This window comes from Candidatus Krumholzibacteriia bacterium, from assembly GCA_030748535.1.
In the GTDB taxonomy this organism is placed as follows: domain Bacteria; phylum Krumholzibacteriota; class Krumholzibacteriia; order JACNKJ01; family JACNKJ01; genus JASMLU01.
On sequence record JASMLU010000001.1, the window covers coordinates 429,247 to 456,108 of the forward strand.

General features: G+C 55.3%; 20 protein-coding genes and 1 pseudogene. 8 read left to right on the forward strand and 13 right to left on the reverse strand.

What is annotated here, in order from left to right; all coding sequences use genetic code 11:
- Positions 1 to 79: 79 nt before the first annotated feature.
- On the reverse strand, positions 80 to 2,851 hold the full coding sequence (locus tag QGH30_02020) for a C1 family peptidase (protein ID MDP7021112.1): 2,772 nt from the start codon (positions 2,849 to 2,851) through the stop codon (positions 80 to 82).
- A gap of 195 nt (positions 2,852 to 3,046) precedes the next feature.
- On the opposite strand from QGH30_02020, the gene QGH30_02025 reads away from it, so the two are divergent.
- Positions 3,047 to 3,634, forward strand: coding sequence for a hypothetical protein (locus tag QGH30_02025; protein ID MDP7021113.1), 588 nt, complete (start codon positions 3,047 to 3,049; stop codon positions 3,632 to 3,634).
- 38 nt (positions 3,635 to 3,672) lie between these two features.
- On the opposite strand, the gene QGH30_02030 is transcribed toward QGH30_02025, so the two are convergent.
- Positions 3,673 to 5,130 carry a FlgD immunoglobulin-like domain containing protein gene (locus tag QGH30_02030; protein ID MDP7021114.1) on the reverse strand — a complete coding sequence of 486 codons (1,458 nt, stop codon included), beginning with the start codon at positions 5,128 to 5,130 and terminating at the stop codon, positions 3,673 to 3,675.
- Positions 5,131 to 5,304: 174 nt separating this feature from the next.
- On the opposite strand from QGH30_02030, the gene QGH30_02035 reads away from it, so the two are divergent.
- Complete coding sequence (locus tag QGH30_02035; GenBank protein MDP7021115.1) at positions 5,305 to 6,093, forward strand: hypothetical protein; 789 nt, start codon at positions 5,305 to 5,307, stop codon at positions 6,091 to 6,093.
- On the opposite strand, the gene QGH30_02040 is transcribed toward QGH30_02035, so the two are convergent.
- The 3 genes from QGH30_02040 to QGH30_02050 form a co-directional block, all read right to left on the reverse strand.
- Positions 6,094 to 8,655, reverse strand: a complete 2,562-nt coding sequence (locus QGH30_02040; protein ID MDP7021116.1) for a FlgD immunoglobulin-like domain containing protein — start codon at positions 8,653 to 8,655, stop codon at positions 6,094 to 6,096.
- Positions 8,652 to 9,773 (reverse strand): class II glutamine amidotransferase, encoded by a 1,122-nt coding sequence (locus QGH30_02045; protein MDP7021117.1) that lies wholly within the window; start codon positions 9,771 to 9,773, stop codon positions 8,652 to 8,654. Before QGH30_02045 ends, QGH30_02040 begins: the two co-directional genes overlap by 4 nt.
- 172 nt (positions 9,774 to 9,945) lie before the next feature.
- Positions 9,946 to 11,229 (reverse strand): amidohydrolase, encoded by a 1,284-nt coding sequence (locus tag QGH30_02050; GenBank protein ID MDP7021118.1) that lies wholly within the window; start codon positions 11,227 to 11,229, stop codon positions 9,946 to 9,948.
- Between the two features lie 97 nt (positions 11,230 to 11,326).
- Between QGH30_02050 and QGH30_02055 the strand changes: the two genes are divergently transcribed.
- Entirely contained in the window at positions 11,327 to 11,914 is a 588-nt protein-coding gene (locus tag QGH30_02055; protein ID MDP7021119.1) for a PH domain-containing protein, read from the forward strand.
- Positions 11,915 to 12,006: 92 nt separating this feature from the next.
- On the opposite strand, the gene QGH30_02060 is transcribed toward QGH30_02055, so the two are convergent.
- From QGH30_02060 to QGH30_02095, 8 genes and pseudogenes are all read right to left on the reverse strand, one after another.
- A complete protein-coding gene (locus QGH30_02060; GenBank protein ID MDP7021120.1) occupies positions 12,007 to 12,396 on the reverse strand; it encodes a DoxX family protein in 390 nt (129 codons plus the stop codon).
- A 117-nt stretch (positions 12,397 to 12,513) separates the two neighbouring features.
- A pseudogene (locus QGH30_02065) lies at positions 12,514 to 13,773 on the reverse strand (MFS transporter).
- A 30-nt stretch (positions 13,774 to 13,803) separates the two neighbouring features.
- Entirely contained in the window at positions 13,804 to 15,420 is a 1,617-nt protein-coding gene (locus QGH30_02070) for an MFS transporter (GenBank protein MDP7021121.1), read from the reverse strand.
- Between the two features lie 20 nt (positions 15,421 to 15,440).
- The gene (gene narI / locus QGH30_02075; GenBank protein MDP7021122.1) at positions 15,441 to 16,157 is read right to left on the reverse strand and encodes a respiratory nitrate reductase subunit gamma; all 717 of its coding nucleotides are present in this window, start codon (positions 16,155 to 16,157) and stop codon (positions 15,441 to 15,443) included.
- Entirely contained in the window at positions 16,154 to 16,729 is a 576-nt protein-coding gene (locus tag QGH30_02080) for a molecular chaperone TorD family protein (GenBank protein ID MDP7021123.1), read from the reverse strand. The genes narI and QGH30_02080 overlap by 4 nt, the downstream gene beginning before the upstream one ends.
- Positions 16,726 to 18,216, reverse strand: coding sequence for a nitrate reductase subunit beta (gene narH / locus QGH30_02085; GenBank protein MDP7021124.1), 1,491 nt, complete (start codon positions 18,214 to 18,216; stop codon positions 16,726 to 16,728). The genes QGH30_02080 and narH overlap by 4 nt, the downstream gene beginning before the upstream one ends.
- A gap of 13 nt (positions 18,217 to 18,229) precedes the next feature.
- A complete protein-coding gene (locus QGH30_02090; GenBank protein ID MDP7021125.1) occupies positions 18,230 to 21,931 on the reverse strand; it encodes a nitrate reductase subunit alpha in 3,702 nt (1,233 codons plus the stop codon).
- Positions 21,924 to 22,829, reverse strand: a complete 906-nt coding sequence (locus tag QGH30_02095; GenBank protein ID MDP7021126.1) for a c-type cytochrome — start codon at positions 22,827 to 22,829, stop codon at positions 21,924 to 21,926. The genes QGH30_02090 and QGH30_02095 overlap by 8 nt, the downstream gene beginning before the upstream one ends.
- A gap of 248 nt (positions 22,830 to 23,077) precedes the next feature.
- On the opposite strand from QGH30_02095, the gene QGH30_02100 reads away from it, so the two are divergent.
- The 5 genes from QGH30_02100 to QGH30_02120 all read left to right on the forward strand — a co-directional run bounded on the left by QGH30_02100 (position 23,078) and on the right by QGH30_02120 (position 26,862).
- Positions 23,078 to 23,653: a restriction endonuclease gene (locus QGH30_02100; GenBank protein MDP7021127.1), complete on the forward strand. Its 576-nt coding sequence runs from the start codon at positions 23,078 to 23,080 to the stop codon at positions 23,651 to 23,653.
- Positions 23,650 to 24,273: a LysE family translocator gene (locus QGH30_02105; protein ID MDP7021128.1), complete on the forward strand. Its 624-nt coding sequence runs from the start codon at positions 23,650 to 23,652 to the stop codon at positions 24,271 to 24,273. The genes QGH30_02100 and QGH30_02105 overlap by 4 nt, the downstream gene beginning before the upstream one ends.
- An 87-nt stretch (positions 24,274 to 24,360) precedes the next feature.
- A complete protein-coding gene (locus tag QGH30_02110; GenBank protein MDP7021129.1) occupies positions 24,361 to 25,710 on the forward strand; it encodes a FlgD immunoglobulin-like domain containing protein in 1,350 nt (449 codons plus the stop codon).
- 104 nt (positions 25,711 to 25,814) lie between these two features.
- Positions 25,815 to 26,372, forward strand: a complete 558-nt coding sequence (locus tag QGH30_02115; GenBank protein MDP7021130.1) for a sigma-70 family RNA polymerase sigma factor — start codon at positions 25,815 to 25,817, stop codon at positions 26,370 to 26,372.
- A complete protein-coding gene (locus QGH30_02120; protein ID MDP7021131.1) occupies positions 26,365 to 26,862 on the forward strand; it encodes a zf-HC2 domain-containing protein in 498 nt (165 codons plus the stop codon). Before QGH30_02115 ends, QGH30_02120 begins: the two co-directional genes overlap by 8 nt.

Genomic DNA, 26,862 nt, shown 5'->3' on the forward strand with positions numbered 1-26,862 from the left:
TCCAGGGAGGAGTGGTCTAACCGGGCAAAAGAGAACCGCGCCCCGCAAAGCGGAGCGCGGCACATTCATAAAACGCGAACTATCGGAGCAGAACCATCTTTCTCGACTCGCTGCCTCGCAGGGTCTGAAGCCGCGCGAAGTAGACACCGCTGGAAGAAGGGTTCCCATCGCTGTCGAGCCCGTCCCAGGCAATTTCCTGCATCCCGGCCTCATGGACACCGTTGGCAAGTTGCACAATCTGTCGGCCTTCAATGTCATGAACCGTCAGCAGGATTTGCTGCTCTTCCTGAAGATGGAAGCGGACCCTGGCGTGCGGGTTGAAGGGATTGGGATAGATTCCAAGAATCCGGGTCGGACTTTCCGGCAAATCTTCTGCGGCATTTCCCCCGGGGAAGGCAGACTCACAGGCACCCAGATCCGGGGCGGTTCCCGCCGGACGAGGGCGATCCAGCCCGTCAAAATCAGTCGCGATGCCATAGTCCTCTGCACCCGCCGCAACACAGGGACTGTCCTGCTGAAGGTGGAGATCGGGCAAAGCCTCATCGACGAACAGCGGATCGACATCCATGATCTGCTCTCCCGCATAGCCTCCCTGAACCAGACAGTAGCGGAGGCTGAAGCCGGTTCCCATGAACTCGGCACCCCCGGCTCCTGTGTCCGCCCAGAAAATGCTGTTCCCGGCATCGAGAGTTCCGCCAAACATCGCAGCAGCGCCGCCACCGTTGGTGGACTGATTCTCAAAAGTAGTCACATGAAGCATGGAGGCTGTTCCCCCCATGTTGAAGAAGCAAGCGCCGAGGGGAGCCTGATTGCCCGTGAAGATCGTGTTGCTGACTTCGAGGCTGGTTCCCGCTGCAAGATAGATTCCCCCGCCGCCAGGGATTCCGGTCGTACCGGTAACCTGATTGGAGTCGAAGAGGAGGCGGTCAAGAACGGTGGCTCCGACAGCAAGATACAGGGCTCCCCCGCCATCTGTCGCCATGTTCGAAAGGAATGTTCCTCCGGAGAGATTCATGTTTCCGGACAGAAGAGACAGCGCTCCTCCATAGGACCCGCTACTGTTCCCTTCGAAAGAGCAGTCGTTCAGGTTCAGTTCGCTTCCCTCCATGCAGATCGCGCCCCCATGAACCGTGCCCGTATTGTCCACGAAATCACACATTTCAAAGAGCGCAGATCCACCGACCCAGGCGGCTCCTCCACCGCTAGTCGCTCCACTTCCCGTTGAAGAGCTGTCGATCCTGCATCCGGAAATAACCGGCGAGGAAGCAGGGTCAATCCAGAGCGCCCCGCCCTCAAGGTCATCGTAGCCCTTGCGAAGTAGCAGGTTTTCAATCCGCGTTCCCGGGCCTTCCGCATTGTCAAAGATGAACAGACGGTGGCTGCCTCCTCCGTTGAGAATCGCATCTCCGAGGTTTCCATCTCCCCGGATAACGATATCCTTGCCATAGGGACGAAGGTCCGAGTTGTTGAAGGTGCTGTAGGCTCCGGGAGTGACGAGGACGGTATCGCCGGAGGCAGAAGCATTGATCGCCACCTGAATGCTGGCATAGGGATCATTGTGGGAGCCAGCGCCACCGTCGCTTCCATCCGGCGCTACAAACCAGACCGGCCCTTCCCAGCTCACTTCAAGGTGATCGAGAAGATGTTCCACATCGGTTTGCCCGTCGACATCCTGCACAATCAAGCGCGGGCTGTAGATTCCCGTGTCCTCGAACACAAAATCGTGAGGACCGGGACCGGAAGCATCCACGCTCCCGTTCCCGTCGAAGTCCCACTGCCAGTCGACAATGCTCCCGCTCACGCCCACGGAGCGATCCGTGAAGGTGACGACTTCCCCCGCATTGGAAAGGGTGTTGGACAGTTCCATTGACGCATAGGGCGGCTGCCCGCTCGTTGTGTAGCGAGTGTAGTAGGTGTAGTCCCCGAAACTGCAGCCGGCGTTATAGGAGATGTTGAAATAGCCGTCCATCCCCCAGTCCTCGCCCCAACTGTTCTTAACGATGAAGTAGCCCCCGTTGTCGTTGTAGCCCACGATGCAAACTGCGTGGCCGCCCTCATACTCCCCGCTCGCGACATAGATGCCGGAGAGGTAGGAGTTGAAGTTTTCGTAGATGTCCATCGTGGTGTAGAGGGGACCGTAATTCAGCAAGGCATTCTTGATCGAAGTCGTATTGGCCGTGTAACAAACGACTCCATAGTTCCCGTAATAGTAGTCGCGGTATTGCGTATCGGAACAGTGATCTCCGCAAGGGACCGTATCACTTTCCTGATAGGGCATACAGTCGTCATCGAGCATGCCGCTGTTTCTTGCGTAGTTGAGAACATTCTGCCCCCAACCTCCTCCGCAACCCCATCCATTGGAGATGCAGGAAAGGGGATACTGCTCGCTCATGTTCAGGTTCACAACATCGCCACCATCGATGGCGAATAGGAAGGCACTTTCCAGAGCGGCAACCGCACCAAAGACCCAGCAGGAACCGCAACTTCCCTGATCCTGAATCCCGGTTACAAAGTTCCCGCCATTGTTCCGCCAGTCCAGCAGGCTCCGATCGCCTGAACGATCCTCCGTCATGACATAGGGTATTCCCACATCGCCGTTAAAGGGTTCCAGATCATGCATCAGCGTGGCCCGCCGCTCTTCGGGAGTCATCCTCATTCGACTGGTCTCGCCAGCAATCCAGTCATGGCCGAGAGCATCAATCCCGGACTGGAACGCAGAAATCTCCGCCTCCATCGTAGTCTGACGTTCCGGACTCATGTCGCTCGAAGCCAGGGACGAAGAAACCAGTGTCACAGACACCAGCAGGGTCAAAAAGAACGCCGCTCCGTGCAGCTTTGCCGTGCGCATCATTCACCTCCGCGGGACAAACCCGTTCTGTCTTGAGGGCCCAAGTACCCCTAGGGGTCTACAATTATAGCATTCCCGGGCACAGCGTGTCCCTAGGGTTTTCGGCAATCCTGCGGGAAACTTGACGCCACATCGCTGTTATGGTAGGAATATCTTATCTCTAAGGCATTGGATGGGATGCTACTAATAAGAAGTTTTATGTCCCGTCCGAACACCCTGTTCTTCATTTCGCTCTGCATCCTTGTCCTTTCTCTCGCCTGCGGTCGGACCTTTCTCATTCAGTCCAGCATTGACCTGACCGAGTGGATCGATGCTGATGACCGTACTTTTTCTCTCGACATCACCGACCCTGACCCCGACTTTCAACACACATGGTTGGACGCTCCGGTCGTTGAGATTCAACTCTCCGAGGCCTTTGAAGAGTATGTTGTCACAGACGAGATCCTGATATTTCTGGGTCTCGAATCCTTGACCCATGTTTCCAATGGGGACATCGACCTAAGTGCGGAGGTCTCTGTCTACATTTCTGAATTCAATGAACCGGAGATCTGGGAAGAAGAACCCCTGTATACTCTGGACTTCCCTCACTTCAACCAGCCAGGGGGTGCCGAGTGTGCGGGCACACTGGAACTTGCTGAAGACTTTCGGAATCTGATTCACTCTGGTGTCCCTCTCTTCCTGGGTTTGCAGGCCACCGCAAGCAACCAGGGAGGAACAGGTCAGTACAGTGGCTCGATCATCGCCACTCACTTGAGACTGGACTACATGGGCCACCGGGAATTTTAGCTCTGTGGGGGCATGGTAAATGCCATGCCCCCTTGCAGCTATTTCATCAAAAGCAGCTTCCGGAATTCCCTGCCCCCTTCATGCTGCAGGCGGGCGAAATAGACTCCACTGCTCACTGCATGTCCGGCATCATCCCTTCCATCCCATTCCACACGGTGTTCACCCGCAGAAAGGGACGCGTCTGTGAGGAGACGGAGGGAGCGGCCCGACAGGTCCAGAAGCTCCAGACGCACATGTCCTGCATTTTCCAATTCGAAGAGCAGTGTCGTTTTGGGGTTGAAGGGGTTTGGATGGCTGGACAGGCGACAGACAGGGAGCTCTGCGGGCGAAGCCGTATCGCCCCCATAGTAACCATCGTCGTAGCGAATCACGCGAGAGATCTTCAGGTTGTTTCCGCCACAGGCAAAACCGCGATGCTCGTCATACATGTCCAGGCCGAGAAGACCACAGGGCTCGTTGATCGCTTCGAGCGCCCAGGTCAGTCCCCCGTCGCTGGTTCCCAGTATGGAGCTTCCGGGCTGACCTTCCGGCCCATTGGGGTTGTAGCCCACAGCCCATCCCTCTGTCTCGCTTACCATGCGAAGTTCCACCAGAATGTGCTCGTCTTCTGAAGGGAAGTGAATGCGGGTCCAGGTGTCTCCCCCATTGGTGCTTCGATAGATCTGGCTCGTAAAGTCTCCGGCACCCACGGCAAGGCCGAAATCAGAGTCGACCATGACGATACCGTTCATGTAGCCGATACCGGTGCTGGAAAACTGTTCCGTCCAGTTTGACCCACCATCAGGAGAATACCAGATCGAAGCCTCATACTGGCCAGGGCGACCGCCTTCACTGCGGGGCTGTCCGGGTACATACTCATGGAAACGGGAGAGCGAGGGTTCTTGGCCCGAGAGCCCCTCCTCTTCCGGCCAGGTCCCGCCCGTTGCCCAGAACTCGTTTCCCTGCACACTCAGATAGCGAAGGGCATGCGAAGCGGGAGCCGTGTGAGTTTCCCAGGAAGAGCCTCCATCGTAGGTGGAATAGAGACCTGTCAAGTTGTCGAAACTCCAGGAGCCCACCATGTGGGCTTCCTGCTCGCTCACGGCCGTTACTGTCAGGTAATTCGCAACCAGGGAAAGGAAGGGCGGCTCTACAGGATCCCAGACCGCGCCACCATTTGTGGTCATGGCGCCGCAGCCCTCGGCGTCCGGCATGAATATCATGTAGCTACCGGAGATAAAACCCTGCGAAGGATTCAACATGTCGATTCCGAGAAGAAAGATGGAGAGATCCATTCCGGAGTACTGGAGTGTCCAGCTTTCTCCCCCGTCGGATGAGTAATAGATCTGGTTGCTGTTCGTCTGCTCATTGAGACCGATAGCCCAGACCTCATCCGGGCTGACACAACTGATGTCAAGCAGTGTCAGCCACTGGGGAAACTCGTAAACCACTTCCCATTCGCCTGCGAATGCCGGAAGAAATAGAGTCATCAACAGAACAGACAGAATCGCTCGCATGGCCCCTCCTCAATGACTGCCCCAGGGTCGGTGTGTGTCCACGCGCAGCTTTTCGGCGCCCCAAAGCAACACAATTATAGACTATAGACGAGTTTTTCCAAGTCGTCCAGCTTCTGCATTTTCCCTTGCATAACGCAGAAACAGGGTTATAAATCAGTCATAAGGAGGTAGTGTATGCACTGGATCAAGGTTGTCCTCGTTCTCTTTCCCATCCTATTCTGTTCTCCCGTATCAATAGCAACGATAATCACACCGGTTTCCGGCACACTGATTGTCCATTACAACCCGGATGTCCTTGACCCTGAAACCGGAGGGCCGGAGGAAAGCGCGCTGAACATCGCATGGATTGAGCTGGCAAATGGAGTTCTGGACTTCGCGACTCCTGCCTGGCTCCCGGATCCGGAAAACCACGGATGCAACATCTCTATCTTTTCCCCCTTCGCAACGGGAGCAGGTCATGCAGACTACATGGCTCACGCACTTCACACCCTGGACAGTGGTGTCAATCCTGTTTTCGAGTTTGAGCCACATGGCGGAACTCCCTGTTACTGGACCCTGGACTATTACAGCCCGGAAAACGGACTTCCTGTCAACGATCCATCCAGAACGAGAATGCACACTCTTCTCTTTGGGAGTTTTACCAGCCTGGAACAGGAATATGATCCTGCAAATGACGGGACCGGGGGCATCCCGGATATTCAGTACCTGAGTGTGGGACTCAGTGTGGATGACGAGATCTACCACGCCATGTCCCTTGCCGAGATCTACAACAATGACCTGTGGCCCTATATCGGAGGCTCGGGAGACTACAATGAGATCCTCTTTGAAGGAACTCTCTATGAGAGAAACGACGGCATCAATGACGATGGGCTGAATTACTGGGATGGTTCAGGATATTTCGCAAGTGGACTCGGGACTGGAGTCACGGCTAGCAGTTGGAGTGAACTTAAAGCGATGTATTGATCAGCGCAGCAGAATCAGGCGAAGTTGCGAGACATCCCCCTTGCTTACAAGGCGTGCGAAGTAGACACCGCTTGCAAGTTCCTGCCCCTGATCGCTCCTTCCGTCCCACTGAACACGATGTTCCCCTGCGGCGAACTCACCGGAGACAAGTTCCCTCACCAGTCTTCCGCGAGCATCATGTACTCTCAGACGAAGCCGGGAAGAGCGCGTGAGGCTCATGCGAATCGTGGTCTGTGGATTGAAGGGGTTGGGGTAGGCGGAAAGGGAAAGCTCCGGAGATGGTGTTACACTCGAGGTCACGTCCACGGGAAGAAGGGGGCGCTCAAATACACCCCGGCCATGGCTTGCGCAACGAAGGGCGCGATTGGTTTCGGAAATCTCCAGATCCATGACAATAACCGCTTCGGGAAGCCCTTCAAAAAACTCAAACCAGCTTGCCCCGCCATCCTCGGATGCAAAGACACCGAGGTCGTTGCCAACGTAAAGGTTCCCTGAGGAAAGCGGGTCCACACAGACCGCATTGCAGGGGAGGTCCGGAAGTCCCGCTCCAATGTCTTCCCAGCTTGCCCCGGCATTCTGGCTTCGAAAAAGATGCGATGTGCCGAAGCCCCCGAAGCTGAGATAAAGCGTCTGATCATTCTGCGGGTCGACACAGAGATCCACGGGGTAGCGATCGGGCAGAGATCCCGTGATCTCCTGAAGGGTCTGGCCTCCATCACTACTACGGTAAACACGACTGCGATCGGAAACGGGAGCCGTAGCGCAATAGAGAACATCCTCATTGCTATGGGACACTCCCATCGAGAGAATCGGATTCCCGTCAATCTCGGAACCGCTGTTCATGACCGTCCACTCGGATCCAGTGTTGTCCGAGCGAAGAAGATAGGATCGTCCGGCATACATCCTCTCCGGACGAGAGGGGCAGAGGAGGAAGGGTGAGAGGAAACAGGCATCACCAATCTCAGGAAAGTCCATCTGTTCCCAGTAATCCCCGCCATTGCTCGTTCGATAGAGGTTTTTCAACCACTGATAACTTCCGAAACGGATGTCATCATTGTCAGGGTGGATCGCACTCCAGCCTCCGTCACCGAACAGTGCGCGACGCCATTCACCCGTGCCTTCATAGATCGCCGTGTAGTTGTCCTGCAGACCACCGATGGCAAGCATGGAATCCTGCGAAGAGGAGGAGAAGCCATTATAGAACTGCGTGGTCTGAAAGCCACCATTGAGGCCCAGGTAACTGTCCCCAAGGTCCTCACTACAGAACACTCCCCCATCTGTTGCGAAGTAGGCGACATCAGCTGATCCCGGCATCCACTCGATGGCATGAACATCCACGTGGCAGTATTCGGGAGGGCCTTCCGGTCCGCCAGCGGGCGGCACATCATGAATGTAGTGCGACTCGCTGACCGCCTGCAGATCTTCCCCCATGTTCTCCGATCGCCATACCTTGATTCCCGCAGCAAGGACCCTCATGGAATCCGATGGGCAGATGGCAAGGTCATGGGAGTACCAACCCTGAAAGCTGGAATAGTTCGCAAGGCAGGCCAGAAACCAGGTATCCCCGCCGTCCAGACTCCGCATAAGGAAACTGGCAGAAGAGCCATTGTATCCATTGTGTTTTCCGATGCTTGCAAAAACTGCGTCCGGCATCTGCTCCGTGACGGCCAGGCGTGTCTTGCCATACCAGTCCTCCGGCAATCCGCCGGATAGCCGAGTCCAGTTGTCCCCCGCATCCCGGCTGCGATAAATGCCGAAGCCGGGAGTCTGGTCACAGCCGCTGGCCATGTAGATTGTCGTAGTATCGTTCGGGGCGAAGACCAGGTCGGTAGCCATCACCGCACTATGAACCTGAGTCCAGGTGTTGCCTGCATCCCGGCTACGCCAGGTGCCTTCGCTCGTTGCAGCAAACAGGGTAGAGGAATTCTGGGGATTGATCGCAAGAGCCTGAACCCCACGCTTCTCCTGCATGCTCCAGTCCAGGCTCTTCTGCCAGGTCTCCCCCCCGTCGGTACTTTTCAGAATCCCTATTCCATAGCTCCCTCGTGTAGTGCGTTGAACCAGCCCCCCGTCGGCATTGCGATAATGATAGACCTCGCCTGTGCCGATATAGATGGTCATCGAATCTTCGGAAGCCACGGCAATCGCACCCACACCGAGGACGGGGAAGCCGGTCTCCACCGGAAACCAGGCTTCCGCCCCGAAACCACCTGTGTGGCTTCTCCACAGTCCTCCACTGGCAGAACCTGCCCAGAGGGTCATCGGATTCTGCGGGTTGAAGGCAAGACTCAGGGTTCTTCCCCCGATGTTCACGGGACCGAGCGAATGCCAGGGCGGGGGTACTTCATCCCGGGAATGCTCGCTGCGCATCGCACTCACTTTTTCCCAGGCAGCCTGAAGTTTACCCTCCGGCAACTGCGTGCCGGGATAGGCTCGGCTCATCTGCCAGAACTCCAGACTCCCAAAGGCCCCCGTGATCTTTGCAGGCTCACGATTCCACTCAGACTGACTCAAAAGCAGAATGACAAGGAGGCAGAGAGGCAGATATTGCCGGGTCTTCATGGCTTTCCCTTCAGCAGGACCAGCTTCTGCGTAATCTGCCGGTCTGCAAGCCGAAGTCTGGCAAGATACACACCAGCGGGAAGCGTCCCGTGTTGCCACTCCAGAACATGTTCTCCCCGGGCGAATTCACCTTTGGCAATCCGCTTCAGAAGACGTCCCGAAGGATCATGAAGGGTGATCTCCAGAGGCTGGGACCTGTCCAGTTGAAAGCTAAGGCGCGGAGCGGAAAGACCGGGATTGGGCCAGGCCCGGAATTGCACCGTATCAAGGTTCGGGGGAGCTGGTGACCAGTCGAAGTAGTCTTCGATCTGGAAAAGCTGTGGCGACTGCCCGGCTCGCAACTCCAGAAGCTCTCCATTGTCCAGAGCCTGCCAGTCCTCCTGTGTCTCTCCCGGATAGCGGGACGCGACCGCCGTGTAGGGCGTCGTTTCCACTCCCCCCTGTTTCCAGTAGAGGGAAACTCCCTCACGGTAGGCCCAGAGGGATTCTCCATCCGTGAGCAGGATGTTCAGGTATGCGTACTCCCCGGGCAGGCGAAGTCTCAGTTGAAGAACAACCTCGGCAAGAGCGGGAAGGAGTTCGCCACCAGAGATTTCCAATTCCTGAAGGAGGTAGAGGAAATAGAGTTCGCTATCCACCCACTCCTCCGGGCTGGAACCGGTATGAGGTGGATGTGAATCCAGAAAAAGAGGATCGATCAGGGACAGGAGAACCTGCTTGTCGATGTCGCCATTGTGCGCCAGAAGCCAGGGTTTGCCGAGAAAGTCCCGGCTAAAAGGATGAGGATCGGGAATGTCACAAAGTCCGGAACTGCAGTTGCGGATGTGGGCAAGAGCCAACTGGGACCGGCTTTGCAGGAGAGTGTCAACGGCGACATCAAAGAGGGAATCTTCATAGGCCGGAGGCAGGCCGCGATTCAGGTAGTGCATACCTTCTTCAAAGAAACTCAGGCCCCAGCCATTTCGATGGGCCTGGCTCAGGACTTCCAGAGAAAAGGGCTCCGTGAGCAGATGTTCCTCTATAATAGTAGAAGGAAGGGAATCGGACACTGCGGCCCAGAGGCGACAGGCCTTCAGAGGCTGCGCCATCAAGAGCATGACGAGACAAAGGGCGGACAAGACGCCAGAACGCAGGTTTCCTCCGAAGCACATGCCTGATTATAGCAGATCCGTCACTCCCCTGCCCACTGCAGGGTAAGAAAGTGATTACAATGACTTGTGCCCCCCCACGAGCAGAGGCCCAGAATTGACACAGATCATACAATTCAACTTTAGAAGATCTGGATCCAATTCATGGTGCAATCCTCTCTGCGATCTCATCGCAGTGGGCGAAGATCTCATCTGCATCGAGATCGGTGAACTCTCCTCCGCGAAGTCGACAGCGCCCCGCCAGAAAGACCGTATCCACATCACTGGCATCAAGCGAGTAGATCACCTGGGAGGACGCGCTGTGAAGCGGGCGAGCGTGAGGCTCCTCCAGTTTCAGAAGAACCAGGTCTGCCTCAAAACCGGGGGCCACCTGTCCGATCTGTTCTTCCAGTCCCAGCGCCCTGGCTCCACCCAGTGTTGCCATTTCCAGAGCCCTTTCAGCGGGAAGTCGCTCGGGATCCGAGAAGACCAGCTTCTGCATGAGTGCCGCCTGTCGCATCTCCCGAAACATGGAAAGACGATTATTGCTCGCCGTGCTGTCGGTTCCCAGAGCCATGTTGACCCCTGCATCTTCCAGCGCCTGAAAGTCCATCGCACCGGCGCCCATCTTCATGTTTGAAGTCGGATTGTGAACCACCGTGACCCCTCTTTCGGACAGGATCTCCCGGTCTTCCTGTGACATAAATATCCCGTGCGCTGCCAGCGTCGGACGCTCAAAGAGTCCAAGATCATCCAGAACTTCCACGGGACTCTTTCCATGTTGCTGCACACAGGAAGCGATCTCTCCGGCAGTCTCCGATAGGTGGACATGAATGCCGAGTTGGTAGCTTTCGGCCAGCTTCAGGACTTCCTCCAGATAGTCATTGGAACAGGTGTATTGTGCATGAGGCCCCATCAGAAACCGAACCCTGGAATCCCGGGAATTTGAGTTCCCTGCGTAAGCCGCCGCTCTTCGAAGAGTCTTGCGCCCCGGATCCTGGGCCTCAATCAGGGCTTCGGAGAGAGAGGCCCTTGCTCCCATTTCTTGCAGTGCTGGAGCCATGGCCTCTACATCCACACACATGTCCGCGAAACAGGTCGTGCCACCGCGGATCATTTCCAGAAAGGCCAGGCGAGCTGCCCAGGCCCGGTCTTCCGGAGTCATGGCAGCAATCATGGGCCAGATCTTCTGTTCCAGCCAGGGCATGAGCAGCATGTCGTCGGCTGCGCCCCGCATGACCGTCATCCCCACATGGGTGTGCGCATTGACCATGCCGGGAAGAGCGATCATTCCCGAAGCATCCATGCGCCGGGCATCACGCCAATCTTCCGGAGCCTTCTCGCCGACATAGGCAAAGTGCTCCCCCTCGATTCCAATCCAGGCAGAGGGTAAAGACTCCCTTCCGGGTCGGAGAAGATGTGCATTTTCAATCAGAATCCGCTGCATACGGGCATCCTAGCGGAGCAAGGGAAGGAAAACAAGATGCGGATCTGTCCTTGTATTCTGATTGACATTCTGCGAGCATTCGTGAAAAGGAGGTATCATGGACAAACTGAGCATGATCCCCAGCACTCGCTACATTGCAAAGCAGTACCTGATTCTGACTCTTTTTGCGCTGGCAACTGCCCTCTTTCTTTACGGGCTGGCCTATCTGATTTCCCAGGACGGAACCAACACCGAGACCTTCCTCAAACTGTCTCTCTATTCCTGCCTCGGGCTCTGGTTGATTTCGCTTCTCTTAGTCGCCCCGTATTTTCGTAGCCTGCGATATGAGATTGCCCACGATGAAGTCATCGTTCATGTCGGTATTGTGACCAAGAGCGTCAAGCACGTGCCCTATCGCACGGTTACAAACATCAAGATCAATCGAGGGATCTTTGACCGCTGGTTTTTCAATATGGGGACTCTGAACATCCAGACGGCCGGCATGAGCGGCTCCACGGGAGCGGAAGAAAGTCTGGTTGGCTTGCCCAATGTTCATGAGATCTATGGGATCGTGGCAGAAAGACTCAGGGCATTTCGGGGCGGAATGTCTCCCACGACTGCAGATGAGGAGACTCCTGAAGAAGATCACGGATTGAATGAGGTAATCAATGAACTCAAGGCGATCCGAAAGGCGCTGGAGAGATAGGATCTGCCACCCTCCGGGCAAGCGAATAGAGTGGGGAACTCGTGGGCATTGCCCCTTCTCTTGACAAGACAAGGAAATTAGAACAGCTCCGGCTACTCCTCTGCATCGATTCGGAGAAGATGGTCCAGAGAAAAGGGACCCGAGCCTCTCCAGACCAAGAGAAGGAGCGAAAAGAACACATAGATATTGAACTGAAAGTTGATGTTCCCGCCCAGGACGCTTCCACTTGAACTGCCAATCAATCCGTAAATGACCGCCCCCAAGAGGACAAGTGCATTTGCGCCTGCAGCAGCACGTGTGATAAATCCAAGTGCCAGGCTTGCCCCTGCTACGATATGGGCAGATACCACTGACCAGGCAATCATCGTCTGTGCCTGTCCCAGCCCTTCACTGAGAGTTGCCTCCAGAACGGACATGTTCATAATGAAGTAGATCCCCTTGATCATCAGGGCAATCCCCAAGTAGATCCTCAAAGCGTCCATGGGGCGAATGTGCTTGATTCCGGGGATGAGATCCTGAATGGGGACTTGATCCTTGCTCTCCTTTTTCCGACGTTCCAGAGCAAGGTTGAATTCTTCTGCAGCCGCAGCCTCCTCACTGGGTTTGAACTTGACCAGATAAGCAGCAAAAGCTGTCATGGCAACGATCCCCCCCAGAATCATCAGGGCTTGGGGATAGCTGACTCCCTCCATTCTGAAGAGGAAGCCCGCAGCCACTGCACCCATGGTCCCCCCTGCCCCCACAATACCGGCAACTGAGCCAAGGGCCTTCTTGTTTATGAAGGGAACAACGGAAAAGGTGGCACCCTCGGACATCTGTACGAAAAGGCTGAAAACGATCATGGCGGGAATCGCCAAAGCAAGAAGTTTCATCTGTGAAAAGAGGAGAAGCGCAATTCCTTCCAGCTGCAAGGCGATAAACAGCCAGTGAACTCGCCCACGAAGCCCTCCCTTTCTCACAAACTTGTCACTGATGAAACCGCCCAAGGCGCGACCGAAGATATTCATAAGGCCGAAGAGTCCTGCGATCAGACCCGCCGTTCGGAGACCGAGATCGAAAGTATCCATGTAGTAAATAGCAGCGATGTTATTGATTGTCAGTTCAATTCCAAAACAGGTGCCGTAGATCAGAAAGAGGGCCCAGACCCGGTAGTCCTTTGCGGCCAGGAAGAAGGTAGACTTTTTCCGGGATGTCGCCAACTCGCCCCGTTTCCTCAGTTCCTTGAAATTGCCATCGGGCAGATCCGTGGTGAAGAAGTAGTAGGCTAGCCCCGTCACAAAACAAACTGCTCCAGCAACAACCATGGAGAGGCGCCAACTGGTTTCTCCCGTCAAACCAAATGCAAGGAAGGCCGCAAATATCAGTGGCATTACCATCTGGGTCACTCCACCACCCATGTTTCCCCAACCTGCAGAAGCGGCGTTGGCCGTTCCCACGACATTTGGAGCAAACATCACAGAGGTGTGGTACTGGGTAATGACAAAAGAAGCGCCAATGACTCCGATCCCCAACCGAATCAGCAAGAATGTCGCATAGTCATGCGCCAGTCCAATGGCCATTACAGGAAGAGACCCGACCAATAGAAGGAAGGTATAGCTAAGGCGAGGGCCAATGCGATCACAGAGCCAGCCAATGAACAGGCGGGCTACAAACGTAATCGAGACAGAGGCGATGATCGTATTGCCGATCTGTGCCTTTGTCAGGCCCAGTTCTCCCCGAACCACCGCCATGAGGGGAGCAATCCCAAACCAGGCAAAGAAACAGAGGAAGAAGGCAAACCAGGACATGTGAAATGCCCTCATCTGGGGGGTTTTCAAGCTGAAGAGATCAATGCTCGTTGCCTTGTTTCTCACTTCCATTGATCAATCTCCGAAAAGGAAGGGGTTGGGTTAGCAGGGGATTTCAGCATTCTTGCGCGCATAGAACCACCAGTTCAGCACCAAGCATGTTGCGTAGTAGACGGCGAATCCGTACAGCGCATACTGTGGGGTTTTAGCCTCGATCTGAGTGGCGAAGATCTTGGGGATAAGGTAGGCGCCATAGGCTGCGATGGCTGCGGTCCACCCCAACACCGGTCCCCGCTTGTCCTTGTCAAAGATGACGCCGATCATGCGGAAGGTCGAGCCGTTTCCGATCCCCGTTGTGGCAAAGAGCACGATGAAGGTCAACAGGAAGGGTATGAAATACTGTCTCGGGTCCTCGGAAACCATCGCCAGCGAAACCAGATAGCCGGCACCGATGGTCGAGATGATCATGATGATGGTGTCCCAGTGGGTCACCCGGGCGCCGCCGAACTTGTCGGAGATCCACCCGCCGACGGGACGGAGAAGGGCACCCACTCCCGCGCCGATCCAGATGTAGGCTGCTGACGACAGGCCCGTGGGCTCTCCGGCCTTGGCGCCCACCGCGTAGACGCCAAACACATCGTCGATGAGCTTGGGAAAAGCATTGGCGTAGCCGATGAAGGAGCCAAAGGTCATGACGTAGAGATAGGTCATGATCCAGTTGTGCTTTTCGCTGAAAATTGAGAACTGTTTCTTGAGCGGTTCCTGGATAGCCTTGGGAGTCAGAAACCGCATCCCTCCCAGGGTGATCAACACCGCCACGATCGCCACGATGAAGGTCTTGATCAGGACCGGGAATCCACCCCAGGGGATGATCAGCAGAACAATCGCAACCCAGGCGCCCACAAAACCGATAAGTGTCAGCCACAGGTATTTGCCGACGGCCACAGGCGTCGAGCCCGTCTTGTGGAAGGGGAGGTTGTTCATGAAGAAGAAGGCCAGCAGCACGCAGGTCGCCAGGATGGGCACCCACACGAGGCCTGCGTTCTGGATCCACATTTCTGTGGTACCGCCATCCACGGCGTACTTGTAAGGGTCGCCTCCCATGCCTCCGAACAAGCCGAAAGTGACGGCCCACGGGATCAGGAACTGCATCAGGCTGACGCCGAGGTTTCCCAGTCCTGCGTTGAGGCCCAGGGCCAGCCCCTGCATCCGCTTTGGATAGAAGAAGCTGATGTTGGACATCGACGACGAGAAGGCTCCGCCCCCGACCCCGGAGAGCGAGGCCAGGATGATGTAGATGTGGAAGGGGGTCTCTGGATTCTGTAGCGCGATGCCTGCACCCAAGGCGGGCAGTATCAGCAGGATCGTCGTCATGAACTTGACGTTGCGGCCGCCGCAGATGGCGATCATGAAGGAGTTGGGGATGCGAAGCGTGGCCCCCGCCAGGCCCGCCACCGCTGGCAGAGCGAACATCAACGCACGGTAGCCAGCGTCGTCGTAGCCCTGACCGTTGTTCATGAAGGTGAAGTTGAAGAGCTCACCGTCGGAAGCGAAGTGCAGTTTCTGGATGTACTTGGCGACCATGCCCCAGTAGATCCATACAGCAAAACCAAGGAGGAGATTCGGGATGGAAATCCACAGATTCCTGTTTGCAATCCTGCTTCCTGTATTCTCCCAGAAACCCTGATCCTCAACTTCCCAGTGTTCAATCTTGGACATACAGCACCTTTGATATGACGCTAGTTATCTTTCAAGGAAGAGTCGCGGTACCATCGAACCACCTGATTTCTGCGAGCCAGATAGACAAGAGGGGCTACCAGTGCATGGACCAGGCGGGTGAAGGGGAAAACGAGAATGATCAGGAAGGCCGAGATGATGTGAAGCTTCACCATCAGGGGCATGGCCGACACCAAAGCGATCTCCGGTCGAAGAAGAAAGATCGACTGGAGATAGGGAGACACGGCAGCAGCAAACCACGAAGAGCCCCAGGAATGCAGAACCGCAATATAGACCCCACTCGCCAACTGGAAGAGAAGTAGCAGGTTCATAATCCAGTCCCCGGGGCTTGTGACCACCTTGATCCTGGAAGAACTCACTCGACGGTACAGACTCCATGTAAATCCAAAAAGCGCAAGGAACCCGCAGGAAAGGCCTGTCACTTCAAGGACATAGAGCCGAAGGGGAACTGCATTCCAGGCAAGAATGGAACGGGGAATCATGAAAGCAAGGAGATGTCCCAGCAAGACAACGATGATCCCGTAATGAAAGGGGACGAGCCCCCAGAAGTGCTTCCGGTTCTCCAAAAACTGGGACGACAGACTCGAGTAACTGAAGGGGTGGCCACGATACCGGGAAACACTGACCAGGAAGAACAGGACCAGAGCAACATAGGGGAGGATTGCAAGGAATAGGTAGTCCAGGTACTGAAAGAACGCGAGTGCGAAGAGGGATATCATTCGCTGTCCTCCTTGGAGGATGGGTCCAGGTCGGATTCGTCACTGGCACTCGGCATGCCATACGCATCAAGCAAGGTGTCTCCAATCACCTCAATCACTTGTCGATATGGATTCTTGATCTCTGCAAATCCTTTTCTCATCTTGCTCATCGCCGGGAGAACCTCGTTCACAGCAAGCTGTTTGGCCTGCTCTTCAGGGAGTCGGGAAAGAAGGGGAAGGACATGGCAGAGATGGTCCGGTAGCTCTGCGGTCTCCTCCACTTCATAACTCCTCAACATTTCCCGCATTCTCACAAGGAAGGCCCCTCGCTCATACTGCTCTCCATAGAGAAGCCAGCCCAGTTCCAGGTTGCAGACCGGATTGATGTCAAAGGTTCTCGTGAACTGTTCTTCCAGTTCACAGAGATCGGTAGCTTCGACGAACTCGGCAAATCCACGAAGCCCGCTTCCCAGTTCAGGAACCTGATTATCCAGTTCCTCGCAGGCGGACTTCACGGTCTCCTGATAGCCCGCATGCGGGTAATCAAGCAGTTGAGCCAGAAGCTCGAAGGGGTGCTGTGCCGTTCGTATCATTTCCCCCTCTTGGGCTTTTCGTTAAAACCGAAGCCAACCATCTGCTTGTGCTCCAGAGGATCTCGCATTGTCTCAATGGCAACCTCGCGATGAGATGGCGGTATGACAAAGCGTTCATCAAATGTGCAAAGGGAAGTCAGGCGATAGATCTCATCGACTTCCTCCGGGTTTGTGTCGGCCTGGCTCATGGCTTCGGCAGCCGTTTCACTGTCCAGATCCCCCACCGTCAGGTTCCTTCTCATGGCACGAACCGCCATTTGCTTGCGCAAGGCATAGCGAACGTGCTCTGTCTGACCTGCGCCAAAGAGGTTGCCAAGGAATTGAAGTGGAACGCGAGCTTCATCAATTTCATGAAAGAAATCCCCGGAAACCCGAGTCACGGTCTCTCCATCCTGGCGATGCATTACCGGAGATAGAGGGGGAACATAGAAAAGCATCGGAAGCGTGCGGTATTCGATATGAGGAGGCAGTGCAATTTTCCAGACCTTTACAAACTGATAGACAGGAGAACGCTGGGCATACTCAATCATGTCATCGGCAATGCCGGCTTCCCTGGCTGCCTGGATTACTTCCGGATCATGAGGATCGAGAATTGCATCACGGTGCGCCTCGACAAGTTCATCATCAGGCAGTTTCGCAGTAGCTTCGATCTTCTCTGCATCGTAGAGCAGAACCCCGAGATACCGGATCCTCCCCACGCAGGAATGGAAGCAGGCCGGCGCCTGGCCGGTTTCCACACGAGGAAAACAGAGGATGCATTTTTCTGACTTTCCCGTTGTCCAGTTGAAGTAACTCTTCTTGTAAGGACAGGCCGCGACACAGGAGCGCCATCCGCGGCAATTCTTCTGGTCTATCAGCACTATGCCGTCTTCACCCCGCTTGTACAGAGCCCCGGAAGGGCAAGAGGCAACACAGGCCGGGTTCAGGCAGTGATTGCAGATTCGGGGAAAGTAGAAGAAGACCAGACGCTCAATAGCGGAGAGTTGAGCGCGCTCGTCCTCACTCAGGGAAGAAAGATTTGGGTCATTGGCAGCGTAGATTTCCGACCCACCAAGATCATCATCCCAGTTCGGGCCGGCTGAGATATCGATGTGTTTCCCTGTAACCATGGAAATCGGGCGAGCCGTAGGTTGATCATCACCTGCGGGAGAATTGAAGAGATCCTGGTACTTGTAAGTCCAGGGCTCGTAGTAGTCATCGAGACTTGGCTGATGAGGGTGGTGAAAGATATTCGTCATGGACTTGCTCTTGCTGGTGGACTTCAGGGAAAGCTTGTCACCTTCAAGTTCCCAACCTCCGCGATAGGCCTCCTGATCTTCCCACTTTGAAGGGAAACCTGTGCCCGGCTTTGTCTCCACATTGTTCCACCACATGTATTCAGTGCCTTTTCGATCCGTCCAGATATTCTTGCAGGCGATGCTGCAAGTATGGCAACCGATACACTTGTCCAGATGAAACACCATCGCGATTTGACTTCGGACTTGCATTCAAACTCCTAGACTACCAGTCAAGCTTCGGAAGCTTGCGGACAATGACATGAGTGTCGCGGTTCGTGCCCACGGGGCCCCAGTAATTGAAATGATAGGTGAACTGACCGTATCCGCCGACCATGAGATTGGGTTTCAGTCGCGTACGGGTCAGACTGTTGTGCCCGCCTGCGCGCTTTCCTTTTCTCAGGGGAGACTTAGGAACACTCAGGGTTCTCTCAGGAGAGTGGTAAATGATGCAGATCCCTCGCGGAATCCTTGCACTGACCGCAGCACGGGTCACCACAACTCCATGGTCGTTGTGAACCTCTACCCAGTCGTTATCCACGATGCCAACATCTGCGGCATCCTTGTGATTCATCCAGAACGGCTCCACTCCCCGGGACAGGGTGGTCATCCTGTGGTTGTCCCCATAGGTGGAGTGAATGTGCCATTTCCCGTGAGGAGTCAGGAAATTGAGCATGATGGACGAGTGATCGCCTTGGGGGCTGCCCAGACGAACCGCAACGCCCTTTTCCACCTCTTCAGCGGGATCGGTTACGCGAAGATCTGCATATTGAGTAGGAAGAGGTTTAGGCTTGTAGGTGGGCAGGTGTTCGCCAAACTGCAGATACCCCGGGTGGTCCAGGTAGAAGTGTTGCCTCCCTGTCAAGGTCCTCCAGGGAACCAAGGCTTCCTTGTTATAGGTAAAGGGTGAATAGGCGCGCCCGTTTTCAATCAAACCCGACCACATCGGGCTATTCACAAAACGAAACGGGCGGGTTTGCAAACCCTTATAGTCGGTTCTCACATCACGGCTCTTCTCCACAAGGTGTGCAAGAGGAAGGCCCGTTCGCTTTTCCATGTTCTTGTAAGAGCGGTGAGAAAGCTCCCCATTGGTCACTGTGGCAAGTCGCAGAATCGTGTCGCAAACTTCCTGGTCCCGTTCCAGGGAAGGATACTTTTCTCCTCCCCACTCCACCGTCGCTGAAGAGTCCTTCATTTCATCGTAGTAATCTTCAATGGAGTATTGGGTACCATGAGCGCCCAGCCCATTCTTGCGAGCCAGTGGCCCGAAGGAAATGTACTGCTTGTGCAGGTTCCTGTAGTCTCTTTCAACCACCTTGATGTTCGGCATCGTCTTTCCGGGGATTGCTTCCACTTCACCCTTGATCCAGTCGCGTATCTGCGTCTGTGCAATTTCAGCCGGCGAATCATGTAGAAGAGGAGCGACCACAATGTCGGTCACCTTCTCCGGAAAATGTTTCTCGGAAAGTTCGGAGAACTTCTCGGCAATAGAGCGGAAAATCTGCCAGTCACTCTTCGATTCCCAGCAAGGTGGTACAGCTTCGGAAAGAGGGTGGATAAAACTGTGCATGTCCGTGGAATTCAGGTCGGCCTTCTCGTACCAGGTTGCAGCCGGAAGAACGATGTCCGAGTAAAGCGCTGAAGTATCCATCCGGAAGTTCAGGTCGACCACCAGATCCATCTTCCCGGTTGGTGCCTTCTCCTGCCATGCCACCTCTTTCACCGAGTCTCCGGCAATTTCATCTGCGATGGCATTTGTGTGTGTTCCAAGATAGTGCTTCAGGAAGTACTCGTGGCCCTTGCTAGAGGACATCAGGGCATTGCCACGCCAGATGTACCAGACACGGGGCCAGTTCTCTTCCGCATCCGGTTCCTCCACAGAAAACTTGAGGTCCTTGGAGACCAGGCGATCAACAACATGACGCACGATGCCATCTTCGTTACTGGCACCAGCAGACTTCGCCTCCTTGGCCAGATCAATGCTGTTCTCACTGAACTGGGGATAGAAGGGAAGCCATCCATTTCGCACGGCACGAACCTGCGTATCCATAGTGTGTCCCTTGGCAAGGCTGGACTCTTCCTGCCCCTTGGGAACAGTGTGATAATCCGTAAAGGACTTCTCGTAACGCCATTGATCCGTGTGAACATAGTGCCAACTGGGGGCGTTCTGTAGACGGCTGGCTCCATACCAGTCCTTGCCAAGTGCAATCGCACCCCATGGTTCTCCTGGAGCAAGTTTCTCCTGACCCACATAGTGAGCCAGCCCTCCACCGTTGACCCCCACACAACCGCAGAACATGAGTGCGTGGATGCCTGCCCGGTACATCAGGTTGGCGTGATACCAGTGGTTGATTCCTGCCCCGATGATAATCGTGCACTTGCCATCCGTCTTCTCGGCTGTGATCCCCCATTCGCGTGCAAACTGAATGAGATCCTCACGGCCAATGCCCGTGTACTTCTCAGACCAGGCCGGCGTATAGGGCAAGTCAGCGTTATCGTAGTCTGCGGGGTAATCTCCCTCCAGGCCCCGGGGAACTCCGTACTGGGCCATCAGAAGGTCGTAGATGGTGGCAACCCGAACCGTCTTGCCATCCTCAGTTTCAATTCGACGGACGGGGACGCCCCTTTTCAGGTTGCTTGCTTCTCCGAAGTCATCGAATGTCAAAGAAAGCACTTCATCGCAGTCTTTGAGAAAACTCAGAGCCGGATCGATGGAACTTCCATCGCTGGGATCCTCTAGTCGCAGGTTCCAGTGTCCGGTCTCCTCTTCCGCCCAGCGGAAACCGGAACTCCCACCCGGCATTTTGGGGCGCTGTTCGTCAGCATCCCAGACCAGCATCTTCCAATCACCGTGTTCAACATCCTTGTACCGGGAGATCCGGTTCGCACGAATCATCTGTCCGGCATGAAAACCGTCCTCCTTTTCCTCGATCTCGACGAGGAAAGGGGAGTCCGTGTATTTTTTCGCATAATCGAGGAAGTAGGATACTTTCTGCTCGTGGTGGAATTCCTTGAGCAGAACATGGTTGACTGACATCCACCAGGCACCGTCCTGCCCGGCATTGATCGGAACCCACTGGTCTGCATACTTCGCCACCTGATTGAAATCGGGGGCGAAGACATACATTTTCGTCCCGTTGTGGCGGGCCTCTGCAGCAAAATGGCAGTCAGGAGTTCGTGTCATGTTGAGATTGGAGCCCATGACTGCGAGCATTTTGGAGTTGTACCAATCGGCAGATTCATTCACATCGGTCTGCTCTCCCCAGGCTTCGGGAGATGCATTCGGAAGGTCACAATACCAGTCATAGAAGGACAGAGAGATCCCGCCCATCAACTGCAACATGCGCGCTCCCGATGCATAGCTGATCATCGACATCGCAGGAATGGGAGAAAACCCGGCAATGCGGTCCGGACCATGTTCCTTGATGGTATGAATATTAGCCGCAGCCATGATTTCCAGAACGGTGTCCCAGTCCGTCCGTCGGAAGCCGCCCTTTCCCCGAGCATTCTGCCAGGTTGCCCTTTCGCCGGGATCCATGACCATGGACTGCCAAGCATCGACAGGGTCTTCATGGGAAAGTCGGGCCTTTTTCCAGAGATCCAGAAGGACTCCACGAATGTACGGGTACTTCACGCGAAGCGGGCTGTAGAGATACCAGGAGTAGGAAATCCCCCGCTGACAACCCCGTGGCTCATAGGGAGGGAGGTGTTTCTCCAGGCTGGGATAATCGGTCCCCTGCATTTCCCAGGTTACAATGCCGTCCTTCACGAATATGTTCCAGGTACAGCTTCCCGTGCAATTCACACCGTGTGTACTTCTGACAATCTTGTCGTGCTGCCAGCGGTTTCGATAGAACTCTTCCCAACCCCGTGACTCTGGCGATACCTTGTCCTTTATCCAGGGGATCTTTCCCTTACCCTCAGACATTCTGTCCTCCCGAGAACCTCGTATGTTTGAGTGATTCCTTGTTCGAGGACCGAATCATGGGCTCCCGAATCGCGCGAAAACGTTTCCTCCAGACTCCACCAAAGAGAGCCAGGATTACGGAAGCTCCCAAGAGGCCGAGTGAGGCAAAGGTGGCTGAGTTCATATCACTGAAGACGGGGGTTTCCACTTTCCCTGACACTTCCACGAGCCAGGCCGTAAGAGCGATAATCTCATCTTCATTGAAAGGATGATTCTCAAAGGTGGCCGACATCTGGTCTGTAGGAGGCGAAGTGAGCCAGTTGTAAAGCCCGACTGCCCCTCCCAGCCGCACCCCAGCCTGCGTCAAGTCCGGTCCGAGTCGCCCTCCCCCAAGCCCGGGACTCCCTGAGACCTGATGGCAGGAGATGCAGGCGGGACCTCCGTTCTCCAGAGGCTGGGCCGCAGAGAATAGGGCGCTACCACGTTCAAGATCCTCCGGGGTGAACTCCCGCAGACTGACAGTGCCGACAAACCGGGAGCGCTCCAGAGCCGACTCCCTCTCGATCAGATCCAGTAACTCAGAGGCCTGAGCCTCCCCCACGCCGGGAACGGGGGCCATCACAACGCCATTGGCCTCTTCAAGCAGTTTGATTGCATAGGCGTCGCCCTCTGCAATCTTGGACTGCGGGTCTACGATGAACTTCTGCAGCCAATTGCGTTCCTGGCGTTCTGTCACACCCTTGAGGTCGGGTCCGACCAGTCGCCCCCCGCCAATGGTGTGGCAAGCCACGCAGGACGAGCGAAAGATTTCCTCCGCAGACTCAGCCTCGCCAGTTCCGGGAATCAAAAACAGGAGCAGAAAGAAAACACCAATTACTCTCTTCGGTCTTCCGGTCGAAAGAGATCTTCGTTGAACCATACTTCCTCGAGACTGGTCTTGACTGAGCATTTCTCAACTCCATAAGTAGCTGAAAAAACAAGACCTGCGGAGATTGCGGAGATTCGCAAATTCATACCGACAGGTCCGGATTAGAAGAAGTTATGCCAACACCGTTAACCTGTCAAGCGCTTGCGTGAGAATACTCGGGAAAAGGACGGGATAACACTTGCCAAGCCTGGTCTGGCAGACTCGGCTAAGATACGATAGGCTGACCCGGGAGGTGGACAATGGCACGAAGAAGAAAGCAGGATGCTACCATTGGCTGGTTACTTCTTCTGGCCCTTCCTGTGCTGATCTTTCAGGCCATGGCCGAGCATCCAGTGATCTCGGCTGTCATTGTCCTGGCCATTCTGATTGTTGCAAGATCTGCCTGGAAGGCTCGCAAGGATTCTCAGGCAGAGAGCCTTCGACGAATGCTGGGGGCCTCTCCCGAAGAACTCGATCTCATGAGTGGCAGCGAGTTCGAGCAATGGATCTGCGCCGTACTGGAAAACGAAGGAATCTCCGCAGAGAACATTCGCAACAGCGGAGATTTTGGCATTGATGTGATCGCAGAAGTGGAGGGAAATCGCATCGGCATTCAGGCCAAGCGCTATTCCTCCGGAGTCGGCAACGATGCCGTGCAACAGGTCATTGCTGGAAGCGACTACCACAACTGCAGCTTCGCCGCAGTCGTCACGCAGTCGCATTTCACCCGGGCCGCCCGGGAGCAGGCCTCCCGCGCCCACCTTCCTCTCGCACTGATTGACAGAACAGGACTCTCTCGACTTTCCGACAGACTCCGGAAACTGGTTTCCCGATGAGCTTCGCATCCTGGTGTACGCTCTTGAGCCTGTTCGTGCTGGGAGCCCTGTCCCCCGGCCCATCTCTCGCACTGGTACTTCGAAACACGCTGAGAGGAGGAAAGGGACAGGGCCTGATGACAGCCCTTGGCCACGGGCTGGGCTTTGGTATCTATGCCTGCCTGGTGGCCCTCGGCCTGGGGGGGCTTCTCACCCTGCATCCTCTTCTCTCTCCAATGCTGCATTGGGGAGGAGTTCTTCTCCTCTTCTTTATGGGGTTTCGTTTTCTTGCCAGCTCTTTTCAGCGTCCTCAGGAAACTGGTGGGGAAGCCGTCCGTGGAGGACAGGCCTTTGTGCAGGGCTTCCTGATGGCCATCCTGAACCCCAAGATTCTGGCCTGGATGCTGGCTCTCTTTGCCCCTGTTGCCGAAGATGCCTCCGGCAAGGGGACTCTCCTTGCGATGGCGACGATGGGGATGTGCATTGATGGTTCCTGGTATGCGCTGGTAGCCATTCTCTTCTCGGGGAGCAACTGGCTCAACATTCTCCGAAAACGGGGGCAGCTTCTGGACCGTGCAATGGGAATCCTGATGTGGCTCCTCGCCCTGTGGATGATCTTTGATGCCATGAGCTCGCACTAATTCCTTCTCCAAGGTGGCGTTTTTCTGCTATAATTCAATTGTGTGGGGAGGGAACGGGTTGTATTAGCAGCACGCAAGGAGACTCCCATGTCCCGGTTCCATGGATTGCTACTTCTTTTCCTGATCGCAAGAATCGCTCTCGCCTGTGATCCCGACACTCCTGTCAAAGCTCCTGACAATCGAAGCAGTTGCGAAATTCTGACCTCCTCCACTCCCTTTGTCGAGTTGAACGAAAGTCCGGTAGCTGCAGCACCCAGTTGGTTTCCCACGGAGTACAACTGCCTTGATGTTGCCAAAGACGATGAAGGCTACCTGCTTCTCTTCACTTCAAGCGAAGGCTTTTATCGTCTGACCTCCCCGGACGGAATCGCCTGGTCTGAACCGGACACGCTTCCGTCCTTCCCCCGCCACACGAGTTGGTTCGCTGACATCAAGTGCCCGGATATCCGTTTCTATGACAACGAACTGCTTCTCTATTTCAAAGGGAATATCGCCGATTCCAGCGACCCGATTGAAAAGGGAATCGGAAGAGCCGTTTCCTTTGACCGGGGCTTGAACTGGGACATTCTCCCCAATCCTGTCATCACTCAGGATCAGGGTTGTGACAGTACTATGATCGACTCACCGTCGGTCATTCCCTTTGGCGACCAGTTTCTCATGAGCTACATGGTGAAGAGCCAGGTTGCGGACTTTCACACCTGCATAGCCTTCTCTCCTGATGGCATCAACTGGGACAAACATCCAGGGAACCCCATCATTTCCCCGGAACCCGGCACCTGGTACGACCGTGCTGCCGGCACTCCAAGGCTCCTTGCTGACCCGGATGGCAGCACGCTGCACCTGTTTTTCACGGGGACGAAGATCGGGACTCTCCGTTGCGCCAGAACCGGTCATGCGGTGAGCTTCGACCAGGGAATGACCTGGACGGTGGACCCGCTCCCCGTTCTCGACCTCAACCCGGTGGACGAATCATGGAATGACTCCAGTATCTGGTGTTCCAGTTTCATCTGGGAGGGGTCCAGACTGTCCACCTACTTCGTGGGGATGAGTTCAGACACTTCTCAAGTGATGCAGTTCGGCCTTGCCCAGGCGCTCTGGCCCCTGGACTCCTCGGTGGATGCCCCGGCCGACGGGGGCTCTTCCGGGAATGAACTTCCTCTGCTCATCACCTGGCCGAATCCCTTTGCACAGAACACCACGATCCGCTTTGCCGCCGAGACGGTTCTGCCGGGAGGCAGCTTGGACCTGGTAGTTTATGACATTTCAGGACGACGGGTTCGCAGCCTCTGGACCGGCAATTCCGGGGAACTACCGCCCCTCTTTGTCTGGGACGGAAAGAACGACCAGGGGCGGAGACTTGCTTCAGGGCAGTACTTGCTGAGCGTCACTCAGGGCGACAAAAAGATCGCCACAGCCTGGGTGACGAGCCTGAAGTAGGGATTCCAAGCCTTCCCCTCTCGATAATAAAGACCTATTCTCCCAATAGGTTCATTTCCATTAAACAGATCCGGCACTCGCGCGTCTAATTCCCGGAGACAGCAGTGAACGAAACCAGTGCGGCAGAAGAACGAGAACTGATTCGCCAATTCCTTGAAGGTGATCGATGCGCATTCAACAAGCTCATGAAAGCAAGTCAGGCAAGGGTTTACGGCCTTGTACTGGGCATGATGGGCGATCCGGACACAGCATCAGACATCACCCAGGATGCCTTTCTTCGCGCCTTTCGCTCCCTGCACCGCTTTCGGGGAAACTCCCGCTTCAGCACATGGGTACACAAAATCGCCGTCAATCTCTGTCTCAGCGAGCTGCGGAAGGCGAAAGTGAGGCAATCCCTCTCGATGGACTCGATTTCCCAGCGACTTTTGCCATTCATCGGGAATCCACTCAAAGAGCAGGAACAGACAGAAGTCGCCCAGGCCATCGAGAATGCCATTCACAAACTCCCCCCCCGCCAAAAGGCCGTCTTTCTCCTGCGAAACAAGGAGGAGCTTTCTTTCGCAGAGATCGCAGGGATCCTGAAAAGAAGCGAAGGGGCCCTGAGAGCCAGTTACTTTCAGGCCATCCGGAAACTGCGAAAGGAACTGAAGGATCATGAGTAGGGACTGTACTGGCATTCGGGAAAGTTTTTCTGAGTACCTTCGCGGGGAAGTTTCCGGGGATCTGCACCGGAAGATCGAGGGTCACCTCGGCCTCTGCAGGAACTGCTCCCGGGAACTGGAAGAGTTCGCCAGGTTCCTCAAGCATATCTCCACGAATGAGGACAGCCCTGCTTCAGATGCAGTTCTTCAGAGGATCCACCATCATATCGAGTCCCGTCTCTATGAGGAACGCAAGCCCTTCCCCTGGCTCCGTCTTGCCCTGCCTCTTGCAGCGACTCTGGCCTTGCTCCTCCTCTGGTCTCCTTGGCAACCAAACCTGCTGGAGGAACTGTCTACCGAGGGCCAACAGTCCCTTGCAGAACTCGGGCAGAGCCCGGATGCTCTGGAGGAACTTCCCCTTGAGGAAGAATCCCTGGATCTTCTTCTCGGTGAACTGGAGGAATCGGAATTGGAAACCCTCTCTCTTCAGTTGGAAAGGATCATGGGTTAG

Excerpts from the sequence above, each read along its gene's own strand:
- QGH30_02030 (MDP7021114.1), bottom strand. The coding sequence starts at position 5,130 with ATGCGAGCGATTCTGTCTGTTCTGTTGATGACTCTATTTCTTCCGGCA.
- QGH30_02100 (MDP7021127.1), top strand. The coding sequence starts at position 23,078 with ATGGCACGAAGAAGAAAGCAGGATGCTACCATTGGCTGGTTACTTCTT.
- narI (MDP7021122.1), bottom strand. The coding sequence starts at position 16,157 with ATGATATCCCTCTTCGCACTCGCGTTCTTTCAGTACCTGGACTACCTA.
- QGH30_02120 (MDP7021131.1), top strand. The coding sequence starts at position 26,365 with ATGAGTAGGGACTGTACTGGCATTCGGGAAAGTTTTTCTGAGTACCTT.
- QGH30_02025 (MDP7021113.1), top strand. The coding sequence starts at position 3,047 with ATGTCCCGTCCGAACACCCTGTTCTTCATTTCGCTCTGCATCCTTGTC.
- QGH30_02070 (MDP7021121.1), bottom strand. The coding sequence starts at position 15,420 with ATGTCCAAGATTGAACACTGGGAAGTTGAGGATCAGGGTTTCTGGGAG.
- narH (MDP7021124.1), bottom strand. The coding sequence starts at position 18,216 with ATGCAAGTCCGAAGTCAAATCGCGATGGTGTTTCATCTGGACAAGTGT.
- QGH30_02055 (MDP7021119.1), top strand. The coding sequence starts at position 11,327 with ATGGACAAACTGAGCATGATCCCCAGCACTCGCTACATTGCAAAGCAG.
- QGH30_02095 (MDP7021126.1), bottom strand. The coding sequence starts at position 22,829 with ATGGTTCAACGAAGATCTCTTTCGACCGGAAGACCGAAGAGAGTAATT.
- QGH30_02090 (MDP7021125.1), bottom strand. The coding sequence starts at position 21,931 with ATGTCTGAGGGTAAGGGAAAGATCCCCTGGATAAAGGACAAGGTATCG.
- QGH30_02105 (MDP7021128.1), top strand. The coding sequence starts at position 23,650 with ATGAGCTTCGCATCCTGGTGTACGCTCTTGAGCCTGTTCGTGCTGGGA.
- QGH30_02035 (MDP7021115.1), top strand. The coding sequence starts at position 5,305 with ATGCACTGGATCAAGGTTGTCCTCGTTCTCTTTCCCATCCTATTCTGT.
- QGH30_02060 (MDP7021120.1), bottom strand. The coding sequence starts at position 12,396 with ATGGACGCTTTGAGGATCTACTTGGGGATTGCCCTGATGATCAAGGGG.
- QGH30_02050 (MDP7021118.1), bottom strand. The coding sequence starts at position 11,229 with ATGCAGCGGATTCTGATTGAAAATGCACATCTTCTCCGACCCGGAAGG.
- QGH30_02020 (MDP7021112.1), bottom strand. The coding sequence starts at position 2,851 with ATGATGCGCACGGCAAAGCTGCACGGAGCGGCGTTCTTTTTGACCCTG.
- QGH30_02080 (MDP7021123.1), bottom strand. The coding sequence starts at position 16,729 with ATGATACGAACGGCACAGCACCCCTTCGAGCTTCTGGCTCAACTGCTT.
- QGH30_02110 (MDP7021129.1), top strand. The coding sequence starts at position 24,361 with ATGTCCCGGTTCCATGGATTGCTACTTCTTTTCCTGATCGCAAGAATC.
- QGH30_02040 (MDP7021116.1), bottom strand. The coding sequence starts at position 8,655 with ATGAAGACCCGGCAATATCTGCCTCTCTGCCTCCTTGTCATTCTGCTT.